This window comes from Kribbella sp. NPDC051137 (assembly GCF_040682535.1).
GTDB lineage: Bacteria > Actinomycetota > Actinomycetes > Propionibacteriales > Kribbellaceae > Kribbella > Kribbella karoonensis.
Genome location: NZ_JBFBBI010000008.1, coordinates 306627 through 324845, shown reverse-complemented (window position 1 = coordinate 324845; position 18219 = coordinate 306627). Strand labels below are relative to the sequence as shown.

The following is an 18219-nucleotide window of genomic DNA, read 5'->3' as shown; positions in this document are numbered from 1 at the left end:
CCCCACCCGCCGACCACGCACCGGCCCGGCACCGGGGCTGTGGACAGGAAATGGGGCCCGGGCACAGGGAATAACTTGTCTCCGGCCCCCGGCGCGGGTCCGGCCCCGACGGCTGGAGCGGGCAGATCAGCGGCGGCGGAGGGCCCGGAGGGCCTGGGTGGGGACCAGGCGCACGTTGTAGACCTCGGTCCGGCGGCGCGGTGCGTCCAGCGGATGCTCCGCGATCTCCAGGAAGTCGGCGCCGACCCGGTCGATCGTGCCCGTCACCGGCCCGCCACCGCTACAGAACAGCGTCACCGGCGACCGGTCCCGCGCGATCCCGCGCAGCAGATGCGCGAGCCCCAGCTTCCCCTCCACCGCACCGACAGCCGGCTCCGCCCACGGGCCGAGCCGATGAACGGCGACCAGCGCCTCGACCGGGATCAGCCACTCCTCGTACCGCTCGGTCTCGATCAGCAGGCAGTCCTTCCCGACCCGGCTGAGCAGCCCACGCACCGGGTCCGCGTCGCTCACCTCCACGCGGACGACTGTGTTCACCGCCCCGCGGAGCCGGTCGAGCACGGTGATCTTCCCGACCTCTGCCCGGATCCGGTCGGCCACCTCGCCGTACAGATCTCCCTCCTGGAGCGCCTCGAACTGCGACTCCAGGTCCGCGAACAACGCATCCCACCGCATGACCGTGAACCTACCGGTCCCGGGTTCCGCTGCTCACCCTCCGGAGCGGAAACCGACGCAGCGTGCGTTAAGGACTTGCAAAGGCGGCCTAGTACCGGTCTATAGTGATCAAGCCAAAGCAAACTAACGCAAACTCAAAGGTCGGGAGCGAAGCGGGATGAATGCGATGATCCGGGCGCTCAAAGGCACTCTCGCGGTGCTCGCACTCGCCGGCCTGGGCTGGCTGCTCCGCTGGATGACCGCCGGCTCGATCAGCGGCCTCCGGACGTACGACCTGGATTCGCTGACCGTGCTCGCGGTCGGCACGATCGCCTGGATCGCGTACATCTGGCTGGCGCTGGCCGTCGTGCTGACGGTCCTCGAGCAGGTCCCCGGTGTCGTCGGCGCACTCGCGGGCGCGGTCGCGGGCCGGATCACCACGAAGACCGCCCGAGCCCTCCTCCGCTCCGGCCTCGGCGTCGCCGCCGTCACCCCGCTCACCGTCGGCGTCGCCCACGCCGCCCCGACGGACTCGGCCCACGTCCGCCACGTCACCTCTGCCGAGGCCGCCTCCACCCTCGGCATCGGTGGCACCCAGCAGGGCAACTACCGCGCCACGGAAGCCGCCTCCAGCCTCGAGATCGGCAACACCACCGAACAGGCCAACTACCGCTCCACCGAGCAGGCCTCACATCTGGAGATCGGCAGCACCGACCAGAGCGACTACCGCGCCACCGAGGCCGCCTCCACGCTGGAAATCGGCAACACCACCGACCGCTCCACCGAGCAGCCGCCCTCAAGCCTCGAGATCACCGACGACCCCCACTCAGCGGTCGGACCGAGCGGCACCACCAACACCTTCCGCTCCATCGAACCTCCCTCGCACCTCCAGATCGGCCCCACCGACCCGACCACCCCCGGACAGCCCACAGGCAACCCCACTGCCAACCACCAGACCGGCACAGGGCGTACAACAACCCCCGGCACCTCACCCACCGGCCAGCACCCGGGAGCCACCACCCAGGGGCAGCACTCCCGCACCGGCAAGCCGGCCACGCCTGGCAAGCCCAGCACGCAGGAACAACACACCGGCTCCGACAGCACCACGGTCAACCCGCCCGCGGCCGGCCACGGCAACGGCTCGTCACAGGGAACTACCGGTGCGACCGGGAACCAGGCGGGCTCGGGTGACTCCGACCGTACGTCGACCGGGCGGACGGGTGACACCCGGAGCAGCTCGATCGCCGGGGCAGGTGACTCGAGGCGGACCTCGACCGGTCGGCCGAGCGGCGGCGAGGGGCCGGCCGGTACCGGCCAGCAGCCGGGGGGACGTGGACAGGTGGGTGTGCCGGACCGGCCGACCGACGGAGCCCCGACCCGGTACACCGATCTGCGGCCGGCCGTCCCGGTGAGTGTCGTCGTACGTGCAGGCGACTCCCTCTGGAGCATCGCGGCCCGCGAACTCGGTCCGTCCGCCACCAACGAAGCAATCGCAGCCCGCTGGCACGACTGGTACTCCGCGAACCGTCACGTGATCGGGAACGACCCCGACCTCATCCTCCCCGGGCAGGTCCTCCGTACCCCGCCCGCACCCCACGGCGACCGCCTCCCGCCTCATCAACAGGAGCAGTGACATGAGCCAGCACAGCCTCCAGCCGGACGACCTCCAGCCCACAGCTCCCCTCACCGCCGTACCCACCGGCACCGAGGACCCCGCTGGTACGACGCACACCCCCGCCGCTCCCGCCCCTCACCCCGCTCCCACCCCCGCACCAGCCCCGGAGGCCCCCATGCCCACCCACCCCCTCCCCAAGCCCCCCGAAGAATCCCCGGCCCCCGACCTCACGCTGGTCCCCACACCGTCCACCAGCACGCCGTCGACGGGTACTCCCTCCAGTTCCACGGCTGGTCCGGCACAGGAGCCGGCAGCAGGTACCACGGACGCCTCGACGGCTCGTACCGACGACGCCGCCGCAGTCAGCAGCTCAGATCGCAAGAACTCGCCCACCGCCCGCGTGGGTGGCTTCGGTGCTGGTGACCCGGGTGCTACCGGCCCGACTGCTGCCGGCTCGGGTGTTGGTGGGTCGGGTGGTGTGGGTGGTGGGTCGGAGGCGGAGATGTTCGAGGCGGTGACTCGGCCTCGGTTGCGGTCGGTGGGGCGGGACGGGGCGCACTCCGTGCCGGCAACCACGCGGTACGCCGGGCAGCTGACAGAAGGTGCACTCGCACTCCGGCTGCAGGCGATCACCCGACTCGGCGTCTCCGCCCTCCCACCCGCACCGGCAAGCGCGGCGCCTGGACACCCTGACGAAGCCCAGGCACCGCTCAAGTCCGCCCCCACCCCCGACACCACCACCGGCACCAGCACCAGCACCAGCACCAGCACCAGCACCAGCACCAGCACCAGCACGGTCCGCGCCGGCACCACCGATGCGGCGGCCGAGGCAATCGCCACCACAGCAGCCACCCCAGCAGCCACCCCGGTGGTCATCACCCCCGAGGCGGTCGTCGAAGCATCCGTCGGCGCACCAGCCGCGGACGCAGCTGACACCGCCAGCGCGACCGGGACGGTCGGTGGGGAAGGTGCGGAGCCGGCTGCAACTGCCGCACGGAGCGGGGTGGGGGTCGGGCGGCGGGGCCTGGTGCGGGAGGATGCGCCGGCGCTGCCGGATGCTCGGTTGTGGGGTGGACGGTTGGCTCAGGCGGTTACCGAGGTACTGGTGGGTGATCGGCCCATTTCGCAGTTGGTGCGGTTCACCAATGATCGCGTGTTTCTGGAGTTGAACCGGCGGGTCCGGCTGCTGGGGCTGAACACGACCGCGGGTGTTCGGAGCGCGAAGGAGAAGAGCACGGTGCGGTCGGTGCGGGTGTTCGCGCCGGAGCCGGGGATTGCTGAGATCGCAGCGCATGTGCGGCACGGTGAGCGGTCGCGGGCCGTCGCGCTCCGGCTGGAGGTACGCCGGAACCGCTGGGTCTGCACCGCGCTCGAGCTCGGCTGACGTGAGCCGCCGGTCTCTCACCACATCTGCCGGAAACGGCCGCGAACTCTTCTCCGGTGTGGAGCGTCTCAGATTGCGCAATTTGATTGTGCTGCTGTTGTCACGCGGTCGGGGGCGCGGCGGCGTACGGTGACCGGATCGGACTGTCGGGGAACGGGTGGGTATGTCTGTGAGCACAACTGTCACACCGCTGGATGAAGGTGCGCCGCAGTCGTGGCGGATCGAGTTGCAGGACCTGAGCGCTGCCGAGCGGGCGCGGGTGATGCCGGCGGTACGGCGGAAGCGGTGGAGTGAGCGGATCCGTCTGCTGTACCCGCTGGCCGTGCGCTACCACCGGGCCGTGAAGCGGGTCGAGTGGATGCGGTCGAGCACGCCGTACGCCGGCACCCACGACCGGACAGCCCTTCCCGTGCGCATCAAGCGCCACAAGTCCTTGCTGCTCAGGCAACTCGGCGAGACCGAGATGTGGATGCAGCACAACAAGGTCACGAACCTGAAGCTTGCGTGTGCGCAGGTCGACGGGCTGCTGATCCGGCCGGGCGAGACGTTCTCGTTCAACAAGGTGGTCGGCAACGCCACCCGCCGCAAGGGGTACCAGAAGGGCATGCGGCTCTCGAACGGGCAGGCGAAACCGGGGATCGGCGGCGGCATCTGCCAGCTCGCGAACCTCCTGCACTGGATGGTGCTGCACTCACCGTTGACCGTGACTCAGCGGTCCACGCACAGCTTCGACCCGTTCCCCGACAACGGCCGTGTGCTGCCGTGGGGTGTCGGCTGCAGCATCGTCTACAACTACGTCGACCTGCAGTTCCGCAACGACACCGATCAAACGTTCCAGCTGCGCGTCGGCGTCGGCGACCGGTATCTGGAGGGCGAGATCCTCGCCGACGTACCGGCCGAGTCGTCGTACCGGGTGTTCTCCAAGGACGAGCGCTTCCTGCGCGCCGGCGGCGACTACTTCCGGCGGAACGAGATCTGGCGCACCGTGATCGACCGCCGCACCGGCACCGCACTCCGCGACGAGCTGATCCGCGAGAACGTTGCCCTGGTCAAGTACCTCCCCGTCGACGTCCCGGTCGTGGACGTAGTCCTGCCCTAGATGTACTGACCGGGCACGTTGGTTGAGAAAGTGTGACGACACGCGGTGAGTGTGGTTGATGGGTGAAGACCTCCCGGCGTGGAGTGGAGCTGTCTAGGAACCGGCTCCATCGACCAGGAGGTCTTCGTGTCCCACGCTGACGCTGCTCTGACCCCACGCGCTCGTTTGCGGCTGGCGCGTCTGGTGGTCGAAGACGGCTGGCCGGTCGCTCGAGCGGCTGAGCTGTTCCAGGTCGCGTGGCCGACCGCGAAACGCTGGTCCGACCGGTACCGCGAGCTTGTCCGGCCGGGATGGGCCGACCGGTCGTCACGCCCGCACCAGCAGCCGCACAAGACCTCGCCGGGCGTCGTACGCCGGATCGTCAGCCTGCGCCGCCGGCACCGCCTCGGCCCGGTGCAGCTCGCGGACACCCTCGGCCTGGCGTCCTCGACCGTGTACGCCGTACTGCGCCGCTGCGGGCTGAACCGCCTGTCCCACCTGGACCGGCACACCGGTGAGCCGATCCGCCGCTACGAACACCCCTACCCCGCAGCGATGCTGCACGTCGACGTCAAGAAGCTCGGCAACATCCCCGACGGCGCGCAACGCCTACCGCAACCCCAAGCTCGGCACCGCGTTCGTGCACACCGCCGACCGCGGCATCACCACCATCCGCACCCTCGCCGACGGCTGGGCCTTCAAACAGCTCTACCCCACCGAACAAGCACGCCGCGACGCACTACCCGCCTGGCTCCACCACGACAACCACCACAAACCCCACACAGCCACCAACAAACTCCCACCCATCACCTGCCTAACCAACGTCCCTGGGCAGTACACCTAGAGGAGCGAACACCCGTACTTCTCGAACAGGGCCGCCACGTCGCCCGAGAACCCGCCGTGCAACTCTTCGAGCAGCGCGCGGGTGGTCGCCGACATGACGAGCACGTACCGGGCCGGCTCTTCCGACGGGTTGCCGAACGTGTGCGGCACGCCCCGCGGCCCGACGATCCCGGACCCGGCCGGTACGTCGTACTCCTCGCCGTCGATGTTCAGCCGCAGCGTCCCGGACAGCACGTACCACGCCTCATCATCAGTGTGGTGAACGTGTAGCGGCGCCTGCCACGCGACCTGGTCCGCCGTACGCCCCGCCGCCTCCCACTCGGCGAGCACCAACCCGGATCCCTCCGGCGCGACCGTCCGCCCCAGCAGTGGAACCCCGGTCAAGTCGTCGCGACGTGTCATCGGCTTCTCCTTCGCGGATCGGAACTGTCGGTACGGCGTTGCAGACTGGGACTGTGGCTGGAACTGTGACTGTAGCCGTCGAGCCGTACCGGGAGCGCCCCGCGCGCGTCGCCGGGGCCGAGCTGTGGACACGTACGTCCGAGGGCGGCGAGTTCCGGATTCTGCCCGACGGTTGCATGGATCTGCTGCTGATGGACGACGAGCTGTACGTCGCCGGCCCGGACAACCGCGCGTGGACCGGGAGTGCGCCGCGCGGGACGCGGTACGCCGGGGTCCGGTTCGCGCCGGGTGCCGCGCCCGGGTTCCTCGGCGTACCGGCCCGTGAGCTGCTCAACGAACGGGTCCTGCTCGCCGAGCTCTGGTCGCCGAATCGTGCGCGCCGGCTGCTCGACCGGATCCGCTCGTCCCAGGACCATGCAGACCGCGCGGACGCGCTCGACCTGGAAGTGGCGCGGCTGGCCGAAGGACCTGCGGACGGACTCACCGCGCAGGTTCTCAGCAGCGTCCGCAGCGGCCTGCTCCGCGGCAGCGCCGGCGTCTCCCGCCTGGCCGGGACCATCGGCCTGAGCGAGCGACAACTGCACCGCCGGTGCCTGGACGCGTTCGGCTACGGCCCGAAGCTGCTCGATCGGGTGCTGTGGATGAACGTCGCCCTCGACCACGCCCGCACCGGCCTCCCGCTCGCCGACGTCGCGATGATCACCGGATACGCCGATCAGGCCCACCTGACTCGCGATGTGAAAGCCCTCACCGGACTTCCACCAAGGGTCCTCATCAGCTGAGACACTGCTCGGCATGACCGAGGTCGGGACGGCGGCGTTGCGGCACAACCCGTTGAATGCGGTGACGGCGAACGTCGAGCGCGTGACGTACGCCGACGGGCGCACCGCCGTACGGAAAGAGCTCAGGCGGCCGACCACCGAGACGGGTCCGTGGGCGGCCTCGTCCGAGCCGCGGCACTGGAACTACTGGCGTCGCGAGCTCGAGGTGTACCGCGACGACGAGCTCCGCACCCGGCTCGCCGACGCCGGCCTGGTGCTCCCGGCGGCCGAGGTCGACGAGCGGCCGGACGGCGCGGAGATCCTGATGGAGGACATCGCCGGTACGCCGGGCACACACTTCAGCCTCGCCGAACACGCCGTACTCGCGAGAGCCTGCGGCCGCTGGCAGGCCCTCCCCGCGACCGACCGCCCGTGGACGTCGACCGGTTTCCTCCGCGACTACTCGACGACCCGGGTCGTCCCGTGGCAGCTGATGACCGACGACGACGCCTGGCAGCAGCCGCTCGTCCGCGACAACTGGCCGCCCGAGCTCCGCCAGGCCTGGACGGATCTCCTCGTGCACCGCGAGACCCTGCTGAAGCTCGTCGAGTCACTCCCCCGCGCCCGCTGTCATCTGGACTTCTGGGTCTCGAACGTGGTCCAGCGACCGACCGGCGAGCTCGCGCTGTTCGACTGGTCGTTCGTCGGCGACGGCGCGCTCGGCGAGGACATCGGCAACTACATCCCCGACGCGGTGTTCGACCTGTTCTGGCCGGCGGAACGGATGCCCGAACTCGCCGACACCTGCATCACCAACTACCTCGACGGCCTGTACGAGGCAGGCTGGCACGGCGACCCGGATCAGGTCCGGCTCGCGGTGATGGCCTCCGGTGTCAAGTACGCGTGGCTGCTCCCCGGCCTGCTCGGCCGCGCCTCCGACGCAACCCACAGCGCCTACCACCGCCAGGCCGACAGCCACCACCTCTTCCAGCAACGCGGCCAGGCCCTGCTGTTCGTCGCGAACTGGTGCGCCGAGGCACTCAAACACAGTTTGCTCTGAACCGCCCCAAAGGTAGGTTCCTGGTGCGCGATACCGCACTCTCCAGGCAGTTCCACGCACTCGTTTGCAAGATCTTCTTGACGGACGGCGTCCCAGATCGCTTAACTGGGCGACAGCGACGCACCCAGCCGGTAGCAGGCCGATGGTCTGAAGTCCGGTTTTCCGGCGCCAGGGTTGGTGAGAGAACCCGAGGCGGGGTCGCGTCCCCGGGACCGATGGAGCAAATCGTGTCCAGACTCACCCGCCGCCTCCTGGTAACAGCCGCGGCCACCGCCCTCGCAGTCACCGTCCCTCTCCTCAACCGGAACTCCGCCGACGCGGCCGTCACCCTGCCACCGGCACACGCCAAGTTCGACTACCAGATCGGCGGCGCGTACACCCCGCCCGCCGGCGTCCAGGTGGTCACCCGCGACCGGACCGCCGCCCCGGCGGCCGGCCTGTACAACATCTGCTACGTCAACGCGTTCCAGGTCCAGCCCGGCGAACAGAACCAGTGGGCGTCCGACCTGCTGCTCCGCGACGCGGAGGGCAACCTCGTGATCGACGAGGACTGGGGCGAGCCCCTGCTCGACCTCCGGACCGCTGACAAGCGGAACCGGATCGCCGCCAAGGTCGACGGCTGGATCGACGGCTGTGCCGCCAAGGGCTACCAGGCGATCGAGCCCGACAACTACGACAGTTACACCCGTTCGAAGAAGTTGCTCACCGCAACCCAGGCCGAGGCGTACCTGACGCTGCTGGCCGCCCACGCGCACAGCAAGAGCCTGGCCGTCGGCCAGAAGAACACGGTCGAACTGGCCGGTCACCGGCAGGCCGTCGGCCTGGACTTCGCGGTCGCCGAGGAATGCGGCCAGTACGACGAGTGCGCCGACTACGTCGATGCCTTCGGCAACAACGTGATCGTGATCGAGTACACCGACAGCGGCCGCCGGAAAGCGTGTTCGCAGTACGGCGGAACGCTGTCGATCGTGCAGCGCGATGTGGACGTGTCCGTCCCGGGTGACTCCGGGTACGTCCGCAAGACCTGCTGAAACTCCTTTTCCCGCTCCCTTCCTGGAGACCGACATGTCTCAGCATGCTCGAAACCTGTCCCGCCGCGACGTCCTCCGGGCCGTGGCAGCCGCGGCCGCCGCCGGAACGCTGGCGGCGTGCGGCAACAACGACGACCAGGGCGCCGACGCCAACGGTGTCGTCACGCTCGACCTCTGGCACGGCCAGGTGGATCTGGGGAAGGCCGCGATCGACTCGCTGATCGCCGCGTTCAACCAGAGCCATCCGAAGATCAAGGTGGTCGGCGGCGGTGGCGGGGTGACCGCGGACAGCATGCTGCAGAAGGTCACCGCGGGACTGGCGGCGGGGTCCTACCCGGACATCGCGTACATCTTCGGGTCGGACCTCGCCAGCCTGACCAAGAGCCCGAAGGTCGCCGACCTGACCGGGAAGCTGAAGATCGACGACTACTGGCCCGCCGCGAAGGACGCGGTCAGCGTGAAGGGCAAGGTCCGCGCGGCGCCGGCGCTGCTCGACTCGCTCTGCGTGGTCTACAACAAGAAGCTGTTCAAGACGGCCGGTGTCGCGGCACCGAAGGACGGCTGGACCTGGGACGACTTCGTTGCCACCGCCAAGCAGTTGACCAACCCGGCGAAGGGCGTCTTCGGCACCGGCTGGCCCGGCGTCGGCGACGAGGACACGGTCTGGCGGATCTGGCCGATGATCTGGGACCTGGGCGGTGACGTGGTCAGCAGCGACGGGAAGAAGGTCGGCTTCGACTCGGTCGGGGCGCAGGCGCTCGGCACGCTGGACAAGCTGCGCACCGACAAGTCGCTGTACGTCGACCCGAAGCCGGGCAGCGAGCAGCTGTACCAGGTGTTCCTCGGCGGGCGGATGGGAATGGTCGCCACCGGTCCGTGGCAACTCCCGGAGCTGAAGGACGCCGGGCTCGACTACGGCGTCGTCCCGCTGCCGACGTACTCCGGGAAGCCGGTGACGATCTCCGGACCGGACACCTGGACGGTCTTCGACAACGGCAAGGCGAAGGTGAAGGCGGCTACCGAGTTCGTGAGCTGGCTGGCCGATCCGGCGCAGGACATCCAGTGGGACGTCAAGGGCGGCAGCCTGCCGATCACCAAGGCGACCGCGGAGCTGCCCGCCTGGAAGAAGCACTCGGCCGAGACGAACGGCCTGGAGGTGTTCGTGAAGGCCCTCGACACCGCGAAGGTGCGGCCGACGATCACGACGTACCCGAAGATCTCGGAGCAGGTCGGGCAGGCGATCGCCGCCGTACTGCTGGGGAAGCAGAGCCCTGAGGACGCGCTCAAGCAGGCCGTTGACCAGTGCAACCAGTTGCTGGCGGTGCCGAGCTGATGGCCAGTGTCGTCGGGACCTTCACGATCGATCCGCGGAGCCGGGCGGCGAAGCGGCGCCGGCGGGGCGAAGGCGCGACCGGCTGGGCGTTCGTGAGCCCGTCGGTAGTCATCATCCTCGGGCTCAGCGTCGTACCGGTGCTGTGGTCGTTGCTGCTGTCGTTCCAGGTGAACGATCTGGTCTCCCCGAGCGAGTGGGTCGGGCTGGCGAACTACAAGGCACTGCTGAAGGACCCGTCGTTCGGGTCGGCTGTCTCGCACACGCTCGTCTACACGGCGCTTTACGTGCCGCTCAGCGTGATCGCGGGGCTGGCGATCGCGATCGCGCTGGACCGGAAGATCGCGCTGATCGGGCTGTACCGGACGTTGGTCTTCGTGCCGTTCGTGGTGTCGGCGGCGGCGCAGGGCGTGCTGTTCTCGTTCGTACTGGATCCGGAGTTCGGTGTGGCGAACTCGTTGCTGCACAAGTTCGGACTGCCCGCGCAGGGGTTCTTCAGCGATCCGGGGCAGGCGCTGTACCTGCTCGTCGCGATCTCGTTGTGGAGCGGCACCGGGTTCTGCGTGATCGTCTACCTGGCCGGTCTGCAAGGGGTTTCGGGCGATCTGGTCGAGGCCGCACGGATCGACGGCGCCGGCCGTTGGGGCGTACTGCGGCACGTGACGCTGCCGGCGCTGACGCCGGTGTCGATCTTCCTGCTGCTGTTCCAGACGATCAACGCGTTGCAGGTGTTCGACCTGGTCTTCGTCACCACGAAGGGCGGGCCACTCGGGTCGACCACGGTGATCGTGTACTTCATCTGGGAGAAGGCGTTCAAGACGTTCACCGCCGGGTACAGCGCGGCGGCGGCGTACACCTTGGCGGTCGCGCTGCTCGTGATCGGCGTCGCGCTGCAGGTCTACCGCAGGCGGGTGGCCGCCCGATGAGGCGCGTCAGTGGTTGGCACTTCGTCCTCGCGCCGCTCGCGTTGCTGTTCGCGTTGCCGCTGGTCTGGTTGCTGGTCAGCTCGGTGATGAGTAACGCCGAAATCAACCGTTTTCCGCCCGCCTTGTGGCCGCACAGCATCAAGTTCGACGGCTACCGGTACGTGCTCGGAAACGCCTTGTTTCCGCGCTGGTTCCTGAATTCCTTCATCGTTTCCGCGGTCGCCGTGACCGCGAACCTGGTACTCGGGTCGCTCGGCGGATACGCGTTCGCGCGGATCCGGTTCGCCGGATCGAAGGTCGTCCTCGGGCTGATGCTGGCCACGATGGTGATCCCGTTCCAGCTGACGATGATCCCGACGTTCCTGGTGATGAAGCAGCTCGGGCTGATCGACACGCTCGGCGCACTGATCGTCCCGTCGCTGGTGACACCGCTTTCCGTGCTTCTTTTCCGGCAGTTCTTCGTCTCGCTGCCGCGCGAGCTCGAGGAGGCCGCGTGGATCGACGGCTGCGGCCGGTTGCGGATCCTCGTCTCGATCGTGCTGCCGCTGGCCCGGCCGGCGCTGAGCACGGTCGCCGTACTGACGTTCCTCGCCACCTGGAACGACCTGACCTGGCCGTTGATCGCGATCAACAGCGACTCGACGTACACCCTCCAGCTGGGACTGACGACGTTCCAGGGGCAGCACCACACCCAGTGGTCGGCCGTGATGGCCGGCAACGTCATCACGGTGCTGCCGGTCCTGCTGGGATTCCTCCTCGCCCAGAAAGCGTTCATCCGCTCTCTGGCCTCCACCGGACTCAAAGGCTGACCTGTATGAGTTTCGATCTGCTCGTGATCGGTGACGCGAACCCCGACGTGGTCGTCGGGTCCGTCGACCAGCCGATCCTCTTCGGCCAGCGGGAACGACTCGTTCCGCACGGCTCCCTCGTCCTCGGCGGCTCCGCCTCGATCATGGCCTGCGGCGTGGCCCGCCTCGGTCTGCGGGTCGCGTTCGCCGGACGCGTCGGCGACGATCCGGCGGGCGACTTCGTCCGTACGTCGCTGTCCGACCGCGGCGTGAACGTCGACGCTCTGGCCGTCGACCCCGTGTCGCCCACCCCGCTGACGACGATCCTCACCTCGGGCGACGACCGCGCGATCCTGACGTCACCCGGATGTCTGCCCGCTACCGCGGCGGAGGATGTCCCGCCCAGCCTGATCAGGTCGGTGCGGCACGTGCACGCGGGCTCGTTCTACCTGATGCCCCGGCTGGCGGCGGGGCTGGCGGGGATCTTCAAGGAGGCCAAGGCGGCGAAGGCGACCACCTCGCTGGATCCGAACGACGACCCGGCCGGGAAGTGGGACCGGACGGTCCTGGACCGGGTGCTGCGGTTCACGGACTACTTCCTGCCGAACGCGTCCGAGGCACTGGCGCTCACCGGGCACCACGACGTCGAAGCCGCCGCCGGCATCCTCGCTCGCCGCGGTCCGCTCGCCGTGGTGAAGAACGGGGCCGACGGAGCCCTGGCCCACAACGGTTCCACGGTGGTCACCGCTCCGGCGGTGAAGGTGGACACGGTCGACGCCGTCGGCGCGGGCGACAGCTTCGACGCCGGCTGGGTGGCCGCCGTACTGAACGGGTCCAAGCTGGACCGGGCCCTGGCGATCGCGGCCGCGTGCGGTTCGCTCTCCACCCGCGGCGCCGGTGGGACCGCGACGCAACCGTCGTGGGACGAGGCCATCAGGAGTGTGACGGCATGACCACGATCGCGTTCGTCGGAGCGGGCAGCGTGGTGTTCACACAGGGCCTGCTGGCCGATCTGTTCGGCCTCGAACTGGGCCCGCTCGAGATCCGGCTGCACGACATCGACCCCGAGCGGCTCGAGACCGCGGCCGCGGCGGCGTCGTACATCGCTCGTCAGCACGACGTGACGCCGCGGATCAGCACGCACCTCGAACGGCGGGCGGCACTGGACGGCGCGGACTTCGTCATCAACATCGTGCAGGTCGGGATGAACGCGGCCACGCACGTCGACTTCGAGATCCCGGCAAGGTACGGCCTGCGGCAGACGATCGGCGACACGCTCGGCGTCGGCGGTGTGTTCCGCGCGCTCCGGACCTTCCCGGTCCTGCGCGGCCTCGCTCAGGACATCAACGAGGTGTGCCCGGACGCGTGGCTGCTCAACTACACCAACCCGATGGTGATGAACGTCTGGTACCTGAAGGCGCTCGGCGTCCGGAACGTCGCCGGTCTCTGCCACTCCGTGTACTGGACGATGCAGGGCCTGTCCGAGCTGGTCGGCGTACCGTACGACGAGGTCACCTACCTGGCCGCGGGCGTCAACCACCAGTCGTGGGTACTGCGCTTCGAACGCGGCCGGGAGAACCTGTACGACCGGCTGGACGAGGCGATCGCGGCCGACCCGGAGCTGCTCCGGCGGGTCCGCGTCGACATGTACCGGCGCCTCGGCTTCTACCCGACCGAGACCAGCGAACACTCCGCCGAGTACGTGCCCTGGTACCTCGGCCACAGCTCCGAGGTCGAACGGCTCCGGTTGCCGGTCGGCGCGTACCTGGACATCGTCGCGGAGAACCTGGCGACGTACGAACAGACCCGCAACGCGCTGAAGTCCGGCGAGCCGGTCGAGGTCGATCCCACGATGGAGTACGCCCCGCAGATCATCCACAGCATCGTGACCGGGACCCCTCGTACGGTCTACGCCAACATCCCCAACACCGGCCTGATCCCCAACCTGCAGCCCGGAGCGGTCGTCGAGGTCCCGGCGCTGGTAGATGCTTCAGGCATCCGACCGACGGCAGTCGGCGAACTACCCGCGCAGTGCGCCGCCCTCAACCGCGCCTACCTGAACGTCGCCGAACTTACCGTCCAGGCCGCCCTCACCGAGGACCCCCGGGCGATCCGCCAGGCCGTCATGGTCGACCCCGCCACCGCGGGAACCCTTCCCGTGGAGCAGATCTGGGAACTCTGCAACGACCTGGTCCTTGCCCATCACAACTACTTGGACCCGCCGTTGAGGGCTGCTCTCAAGTAGTCGCCGTACGACGCGAAACCGGTCAGTACCTCGGCCGCGGTCGGTCGGCCGGTCAGGGCGCCGACGCCCTGGCCCGCGTAGATGGAGGCGCGGGCCGGGTCGGCGGCTCGGGTGCCGTCGACATAGTCGTCGTGTGCCGCGTCTTGCGTCTTCAGCTCTTCCTCGTGCCCTTCCCAGGTGTCGAAGAAGGCGTTGCGGAGGGCGCGGCCGCCGAACTCGTCCGGCCAGCCGGCTCGCGAGGCGGCGTCGAAGACGGTGCCGTAGACCGTGTCGGTCTCGTCGGCCTCGAGGATGCGCCGCCGGGCGGGCTCCTTCGTCTGGGCCTCGACGCAGGTCAGGAACGCCGTACCGATCCAGCCGCCGACAGCACCGGCCGCGAGCACGGCGGCGAGACCGCGGGGGCCGGAGATGCCGCCGCCGGCCAGGACCGGGACGTCGGTGAGGTCGAGGATGGCCTGCAGCAGCGGCAGCGTGGCGACGGCGTTGCGTCCGTGGCCGCCGGCTTCGGCGCCGCGGGCAACGATCACGTCGACGCCCGCGTCCACGGCCTCACGGGCGTCGGCGACAGTGCCGGCCTGGGTCGCGACGACAATGCCGGCCTCGTGCAAGGTGCCGACGTACGGCGTGTAGTCGCCGAAGCTCAGCGAGACCAGCGCCGGGCGCAGGTCGAGGACCGCCTCCAGGTGTTCCGGATGGTCAGCCACCGACCAGGCCATCAGCCCGATCCCGTACGGCTTCCCGGCGGCCGCCGCGATCGCGCCTTCGGTCCGGATCCACTCCGCCGAGACAGCTGAGCCCGCGCCGAGCATCCCCAGTCCACCCGCGGCGGAGATCGCCGCGGTCAGCCGCCCACCGCTCACGTTGGCCATCGGCGCTCCGACGACCGGCACACTCAGTCCGAACTTCTCCGTCAGCCACATGCAACCAGCGGACCACACCACCGAACCCAGCGCCATGGCAGGCGCCACATCGCGGGACCTCGGACCAGCCGGCCCTGGGAGAGCCAGGGCCGGCTGTCGGGTACGGCGGGTCAGAACTTGTAGACGTCCGACTGCGGGTCGCCGTGGCAGCGCTTGTACTTCTTGCCGGAGCCGCACGGACAGGCGGCGTTCCGCGGTGTACCGGCGTACTCCAGGACACCGTCCTCGACCGCATCCTGGTGCATCGCGACCTCGTCGTCACCGTCGATGGTCGGCGCCGAGTACGTCAGCCGCTGCTGCCGGGGCTCGTTCGTCAGGCCCTTCGCGCGTAGCCGCGGCGCCTGCCGCGGGGTGTCCTGCGGGCGCGGGGTGTCCTGCGGACGGTCCTCGTCGTCCTTACCGGACCGGGCGAACTCCGCGACCGGCGCGTTCGGCTTCAGGATGTCCTCGATCCGGCGGCCCTCGAGGCTGTCCTCGTCGGCCGGCGCGGCCTCGTTGGCGAGCTCCATCTCGGCACGCATCGCCTCGACGTCGACCTCGACGTTGAAGATGAAGCCGACCGACTCCTCCTTGATGGACTCCATCATCGAGGCGAACATGTCGTAGCCCTCGCGCTGGTACTCGACCAGCGGGTCGCGCTGCGCCATCGCGCGCAGGCCGATGCCCTCACGCAGGTAGTCCATCTCGTACAGGTGCTCGCGCCACTTGCGGTCCAGCACGCTCAGCACGACGCGCCGCTCCAGTTCGCGCATCGCCTCCTCGCCGAGCAGCTCCTCGCGTGCCTCGTACGCCGCGTGCGCCTCCTCGAGGAACCGCTCGATCAGGAAGTCCTGGGTCAGGCCGGCCTTCTCGCCACCGGCCTCCTCGATCAGGTCCTCCTCGGTGAGCTCGGACTTGTACAGCGTCCGCATCGCGGTGAACAGCGCGTCCAGGTCCCAGTCCTCGGCGAAGCCGTCCGCGGTAGCGCCCTGCACGTACCCGGTGACGGTCTCGTCGAGCATGTCCTGCACCTGCTCGCGGAGGTCGGCGCCCTCCAGCACCCGGCGGCGCTCGTCGTACACCACGTGCCGCTGCCGGTTCATCACGTCGTCGTACTTGAGGATGTTCTTCCGGGTCTCGAAGTTCTGCGCCTCGACCTGGCCCTGCGCGGACGCGATCGCCTTGGTGACGACCTTGTTCTCCAGCGGCTGCGAGTCGTCGTTGTTCCGCGACATCGCCCAGTCGACCATCTCGCGCTTGAACAGCCGCATCAGGTCGTCCTCCAGCGACAGGTAGAACCGGGACTTGCCCGGGTCGCCCTGGCGGCCGGCACGACCGCGCAGCTGGTTGTCGATCCGGCGGGACTCGTGCCGCTCGGTGCCCAGCACGTACAGGCCGCCGAGCTCGCGGACCTCCGCCTGCTCCTCCTTGACCTGCTTCTCGAAGCGCTCCAGCATCGCCGGGTACTCGGCCTCGTACTCCTCGATCGCCTCGGCCGGGTCGATACCGCGGGCCCGCAGCTCCTTGTCGGCGAGGAACTCGGGGTTGCCGCCGAGGATGATGTCGGTACCACGGCCGGCCATGTTGGTGGCCACCGTGACCGCGCCCTTGCGGCCGGCCTCGGCGACGATCGCGGCCTCACGCGCGTGCTGCTTCGCGTTCAGCACCTCGTGCTTGACGTTCTCCTTGAGCAGCTGCCGGGACAGCCGCTCGGACTTCTCCACCGACGTCGTACCGACCAGGATCGGCTGCCCGGTCTTGTGCACCTCGACGATGTCCTTGACCACCGCGGCGAACTTGGCGTCCTCGGTGCGGTAGATCAGGTCCCGCTCCTCGACCCGGATCATCGGCTTGTTGGTCGGGATCGGCACCACGCCGAGCTTGTAGACCTTGGAGAACTCGTTCGCCTCGGTCATCGCGGTACCGGTCATGCCGGCCAGCTTGTCGTAGAGGCGGAAGTAGTTCTGCAGCGTGATCGTCGCGAGGGTCTGGTACTCCTCCTTGATCTCGACGCCTTCCTTGGCCTCGATCGCCTGGTGCAGGCCCTCGTTGTAACGGCGGCCGTGCAGCGTCCGGCCGGTGTGCTCGTCGACGATCAGCACCTCGCCGTCGTCGACCACCACGTAGTCCTTGTCCCGGTGGAACAGGTCCTTCGCCTTCAGCGCGTTGTTCAGGTAGCTGATCAGCGGGGTGTTGGCCGACTCGTACAGGTTGTCGATGCCGAGCCGGTCCTCGACCTTCTCGATACCGCGCTCGAGGATCGCGACCGTGCGCTTCTTCTCGTCCACGTCGTAGTCGGCGACCCGGCGCTTGGTCTCGTCGATCTCCAGATCGGTGACCCGCGGGTTCTTCTTCTTCAGCTCGGCCTCGTCGGCCAGCGTCCACGCCTTCAGCGTGTTCGCGATCCGGGCCATCTCGACGTACCAGCGCTGCGAGTCCTCGGCCGGGCCGGAGATGATCAGCGGGGTCCGGGCCTCGTCGATCAGGATCGAGTCGACCTCGTCCACGATCGCGTAGTTGTGCTCGCGCTGGACGCAGTCCTCGATACTGCCCGCCATGTTGTCGCGCAGGTAGTCGAAGCCGAACTCGTTGTTGGTGCCGTAGGTGATGTCCTTGGCGTACGCGATCCGGCGCTCGGCCGGGGACATCTCCGGCAGGATCACGCCGTAGTCGAGGCCGAGGAAGTGGTACACCCGGCCCATCCACTCGGCCTGGTACTTGGCCAGGTAGTCGTTCACCGTGACCACGTGCACGCCCTTGCCGGACAGCGCGTTCAGGTACGTCGGCAGCGTGCCGACCAGGGTCTTGCCCTCACCGGTCTTCATCTCGGCGATGTTGCCGAGGTGCAGCGCCGCGCCACCCATGATCTGGACGTCGTAGTGCCGCTGGTGCAGCGTCCGCTTGGCCGCCTCCCGGACCACCGCGAAGGCCTCCGGGAGCAACTGGTCGAGGGACTCCCCGTTCTTGTGCCGCTCCTTGAACTCCGCGGTCTGATCGCGCAGCTCTTCGTCGGTCATGTTGACGAAGTCGTCCTCGATGGAGTTGACCATCTTCGCGATGCCCTGCAGCTGGCGGAGGATCTTGCCCTCGCCGATCCGCAGGACCTTGTCGACAACCTTCATGGTGGGGAGTTCACTCCTTGCTGCTGAAGCCTGGGTACGGCCGAACGCCGACAGGGCACGACCGACCCCCGCGGGAGGGCG

15 protein-coding genes and 1 pseudogene are annotated in these 18219 nt (G+C 69.0%); 12 read left to right on the top strand and 4 right to left on the bottom strand.

All coding sequences use genetic code 11. The annotated features are described in order from the left end of the window. Window positions 1-126 precede the first annotated feature (126 nt). Entirely contained in the window at window positions 127-675 is a 549-nt protein-coding gene (locus AB0M51_RS39620; RefSeq protein WP_344198844.1) for a hypothetical protein, read from the bottom strand. 157 nt (window positions 676-832) lie between these two features. Here AB0M51_RS39620 and AB0M51_RS39615 point away from each other — a divergent pair, with 157 nt between their 5' ends. From AB0M51_RS39615 to AB0M51_RS39600, 4 genes and pseudogenes are all read left to right on the top strand, one after another. Further along, a complete protein-coding gene (locus AB0M51_RS39615; RefSeq protein WP_344198846.1) occupies window positions 833-2287 on the top strand; it encodes a hypothetical protein in 1455 nt (484 codons plus the stop codon). A 496-nt stretch (window positions 2288-2783) separates the two neighbouring features. Next, the gene (locus AB0M51_RS39610; RefSeq protein WP_344198848.1) at window positions 2784-3653 is read left to right on the top strand and encodes an Rv3235 family protein; all 870 of its coding nucleotides are present in this window, start codon (window positions 2784-2786) and stop codon (window positions 3651-3653) included. A gap of 169 nt (window positions 3654-3822) precedes the next feature. Continuing rightward, entirely contained in the window at window positions 3823-4752 is a 930-nt protein-coding gene (locus AB0M51_RS39605) for a VanW family protein (protein ID WP_344198850.1), read from the top strand. A 126-nt stretch (window positions 4753-4878) separates the two neighbouring features. Continuing rightward, window positions 4879-5575 (top strand): annotated as a pseudogene (locus AB0M51_RS39600) (leucine zipper domain-containing protein). Here the strand turns inward: AB0M51_RS39600 and AB0M51_RS39595 are convergent. Further along, entirely contained in the window at window positions 5572-5976 is a 405-nt protein-coding gene (locus AB0M51_RS39595; RefSeq protein ID WP_344198852.1) for a cupin domain-containing protein, read from the bottom strand. The pseudogene AB0M51_RS39600 and the gene AB0M51_RS39595 overlap by 4 nt on opposite strands. A gap of 53 nt (window positions 5977-6029) precedes the next feature. Between AB0M51_RS39595 and AB0M51_RS39590 the strand changes: the two genes are divergently transcribed. From AB0M51_RS39590 to AB0M51_RS39555, 8 genes are all read left to right on the top strand, one after another. Beyond that, window positions 6030-6758 (top strand): helix-turn-helix domain-containing protein, encoded by a 729-nt coding sequence (locus AB0M51_RS39590; RefSeq protein ID WP_344198854.1) that lies wholly within the window; start codon window positions 6030-6032, stop codon window positions 6756-6758. 13 nt (window positions 6759-6771) lie between these two features. Next, complete coding sequence (locus AB0M51_RS39585; protein ID WP_344198856.1) at window positions 6772-7797, top strand: aminoglycoside phosphotransferase; 1026 nt, start codon at window positions 6772-6774, stop codon at window positions 7795-7797. A 227-nt stretch (window positions 7798-8024) separates the two neighbouring features. Then, a complete protein-coding gene (locus AB0M51_RS39580) occupies window positions 8025-8828 on the top strand; it encodes an endo alpha-1,4 polygalactosaminidase (protein WP_344198858.1) in 804 nt (267 codons plus the stop codon). A 34-nt stretch (window positions 8829-8862) separates the two neighbouring features. Then, window positions 8863-10161: an ABC transporter substrate-binding protein gene (locus AB0M51_RS39575; RefSeq protein ID WP_344198860.1), complete on the top strand. Its 1299-nt coding sequence runs from the start codon at window positions 8863-8865 to the stop codon at window positions 10159-10161. Further along, a complete protein-coding gene (locus AB0M51_RS39570; RefSeq protein WP_344198862.1) occupies window positions 10161-11084 on the top strand; it encodes a sugar ABC transporter permease in 924 nt (307 codons plus the stop codon). The genes AB0M51_RS39575 and AB0M51_RS39570 overlap by 1 nt, the downstream gene beginning before the upstream one ends. Further along, entirely contained in the window at window positions 11081-11893 is an 813-nt protein-coding gene (locus AB0M51_RS39565; protein WP_344198864.1) for a carbohydrate ABC transporter permease, read from the top strand. The genes AB0M51_RS39570 and AB0M51_RS39565 overlap by 4 nt, the downstream gene beginning before the upstream one ends. Window positions 11894-11898: 5 nt before the next feature. Continuing rightward, window positions 11899-12825 carry a carbohydrate kinase family protein gene (locus AB0M51_RS39560; RefSeq protein ID WP_344198866.1) on the top strand — a complete coding sequence of 309 codons (927 nt, stop codon included), beginning with the start codon at window positions 11899-11901 and terminating at the stop codon, window positions 12823-12825. Then, a complete protein-coding gene (locus AB0M51_RS39555) occupies window positions 12822-14117 on the top strand; it encodes an alpha-glucosidase/alpha-galactosidase (RefSeq protein WP_344198868.1) in 1296 nt (431 codons plus the stop codon). The genes AB0M51_RS39560 and AB0M51_RS39555 overlap by 4 nt, the downstream gene beginning before the upstream one ends. Here AB0M51_RS39555 and AB0M51_RS39550 read toward each other — a convergent pair. Both AB0M51_RS39550 and secA read right to left on the bottom strand, forming a co-directional pair. After that, on the bottom strand, window positions 14081-15037 hold the full coding sequence (locus AB0M51_RS39550) for a nitronate monooxygenase (RefSeq protein ID WP_344198870.1): 957 nt from the start codon (window positions 15035-15037) through the stop codon (window positions 14081-14083). The two genes, AB0M51_RS39555 and AB0M51_RS39550, sit on opposite strands and share 37 nt — an antisense overlap. A 110-nt stretch (window positions 15038-15147) precedes the next feature. Then, the gene (gene secA, locus AB0M51_RS39545) at window positions 15148-18138 is read right to left on the bottom strand and encodes a preprotein translocase subunit SecA (RefSeq protein WP_344198872.1); all 2991 of its coding nucleotides are present in this window, start codon (window positions 18136-18138) and stop codon (window positions 15148-15150) included. Window positions 18139-18219: the final 81 nt, after the last annotated feature.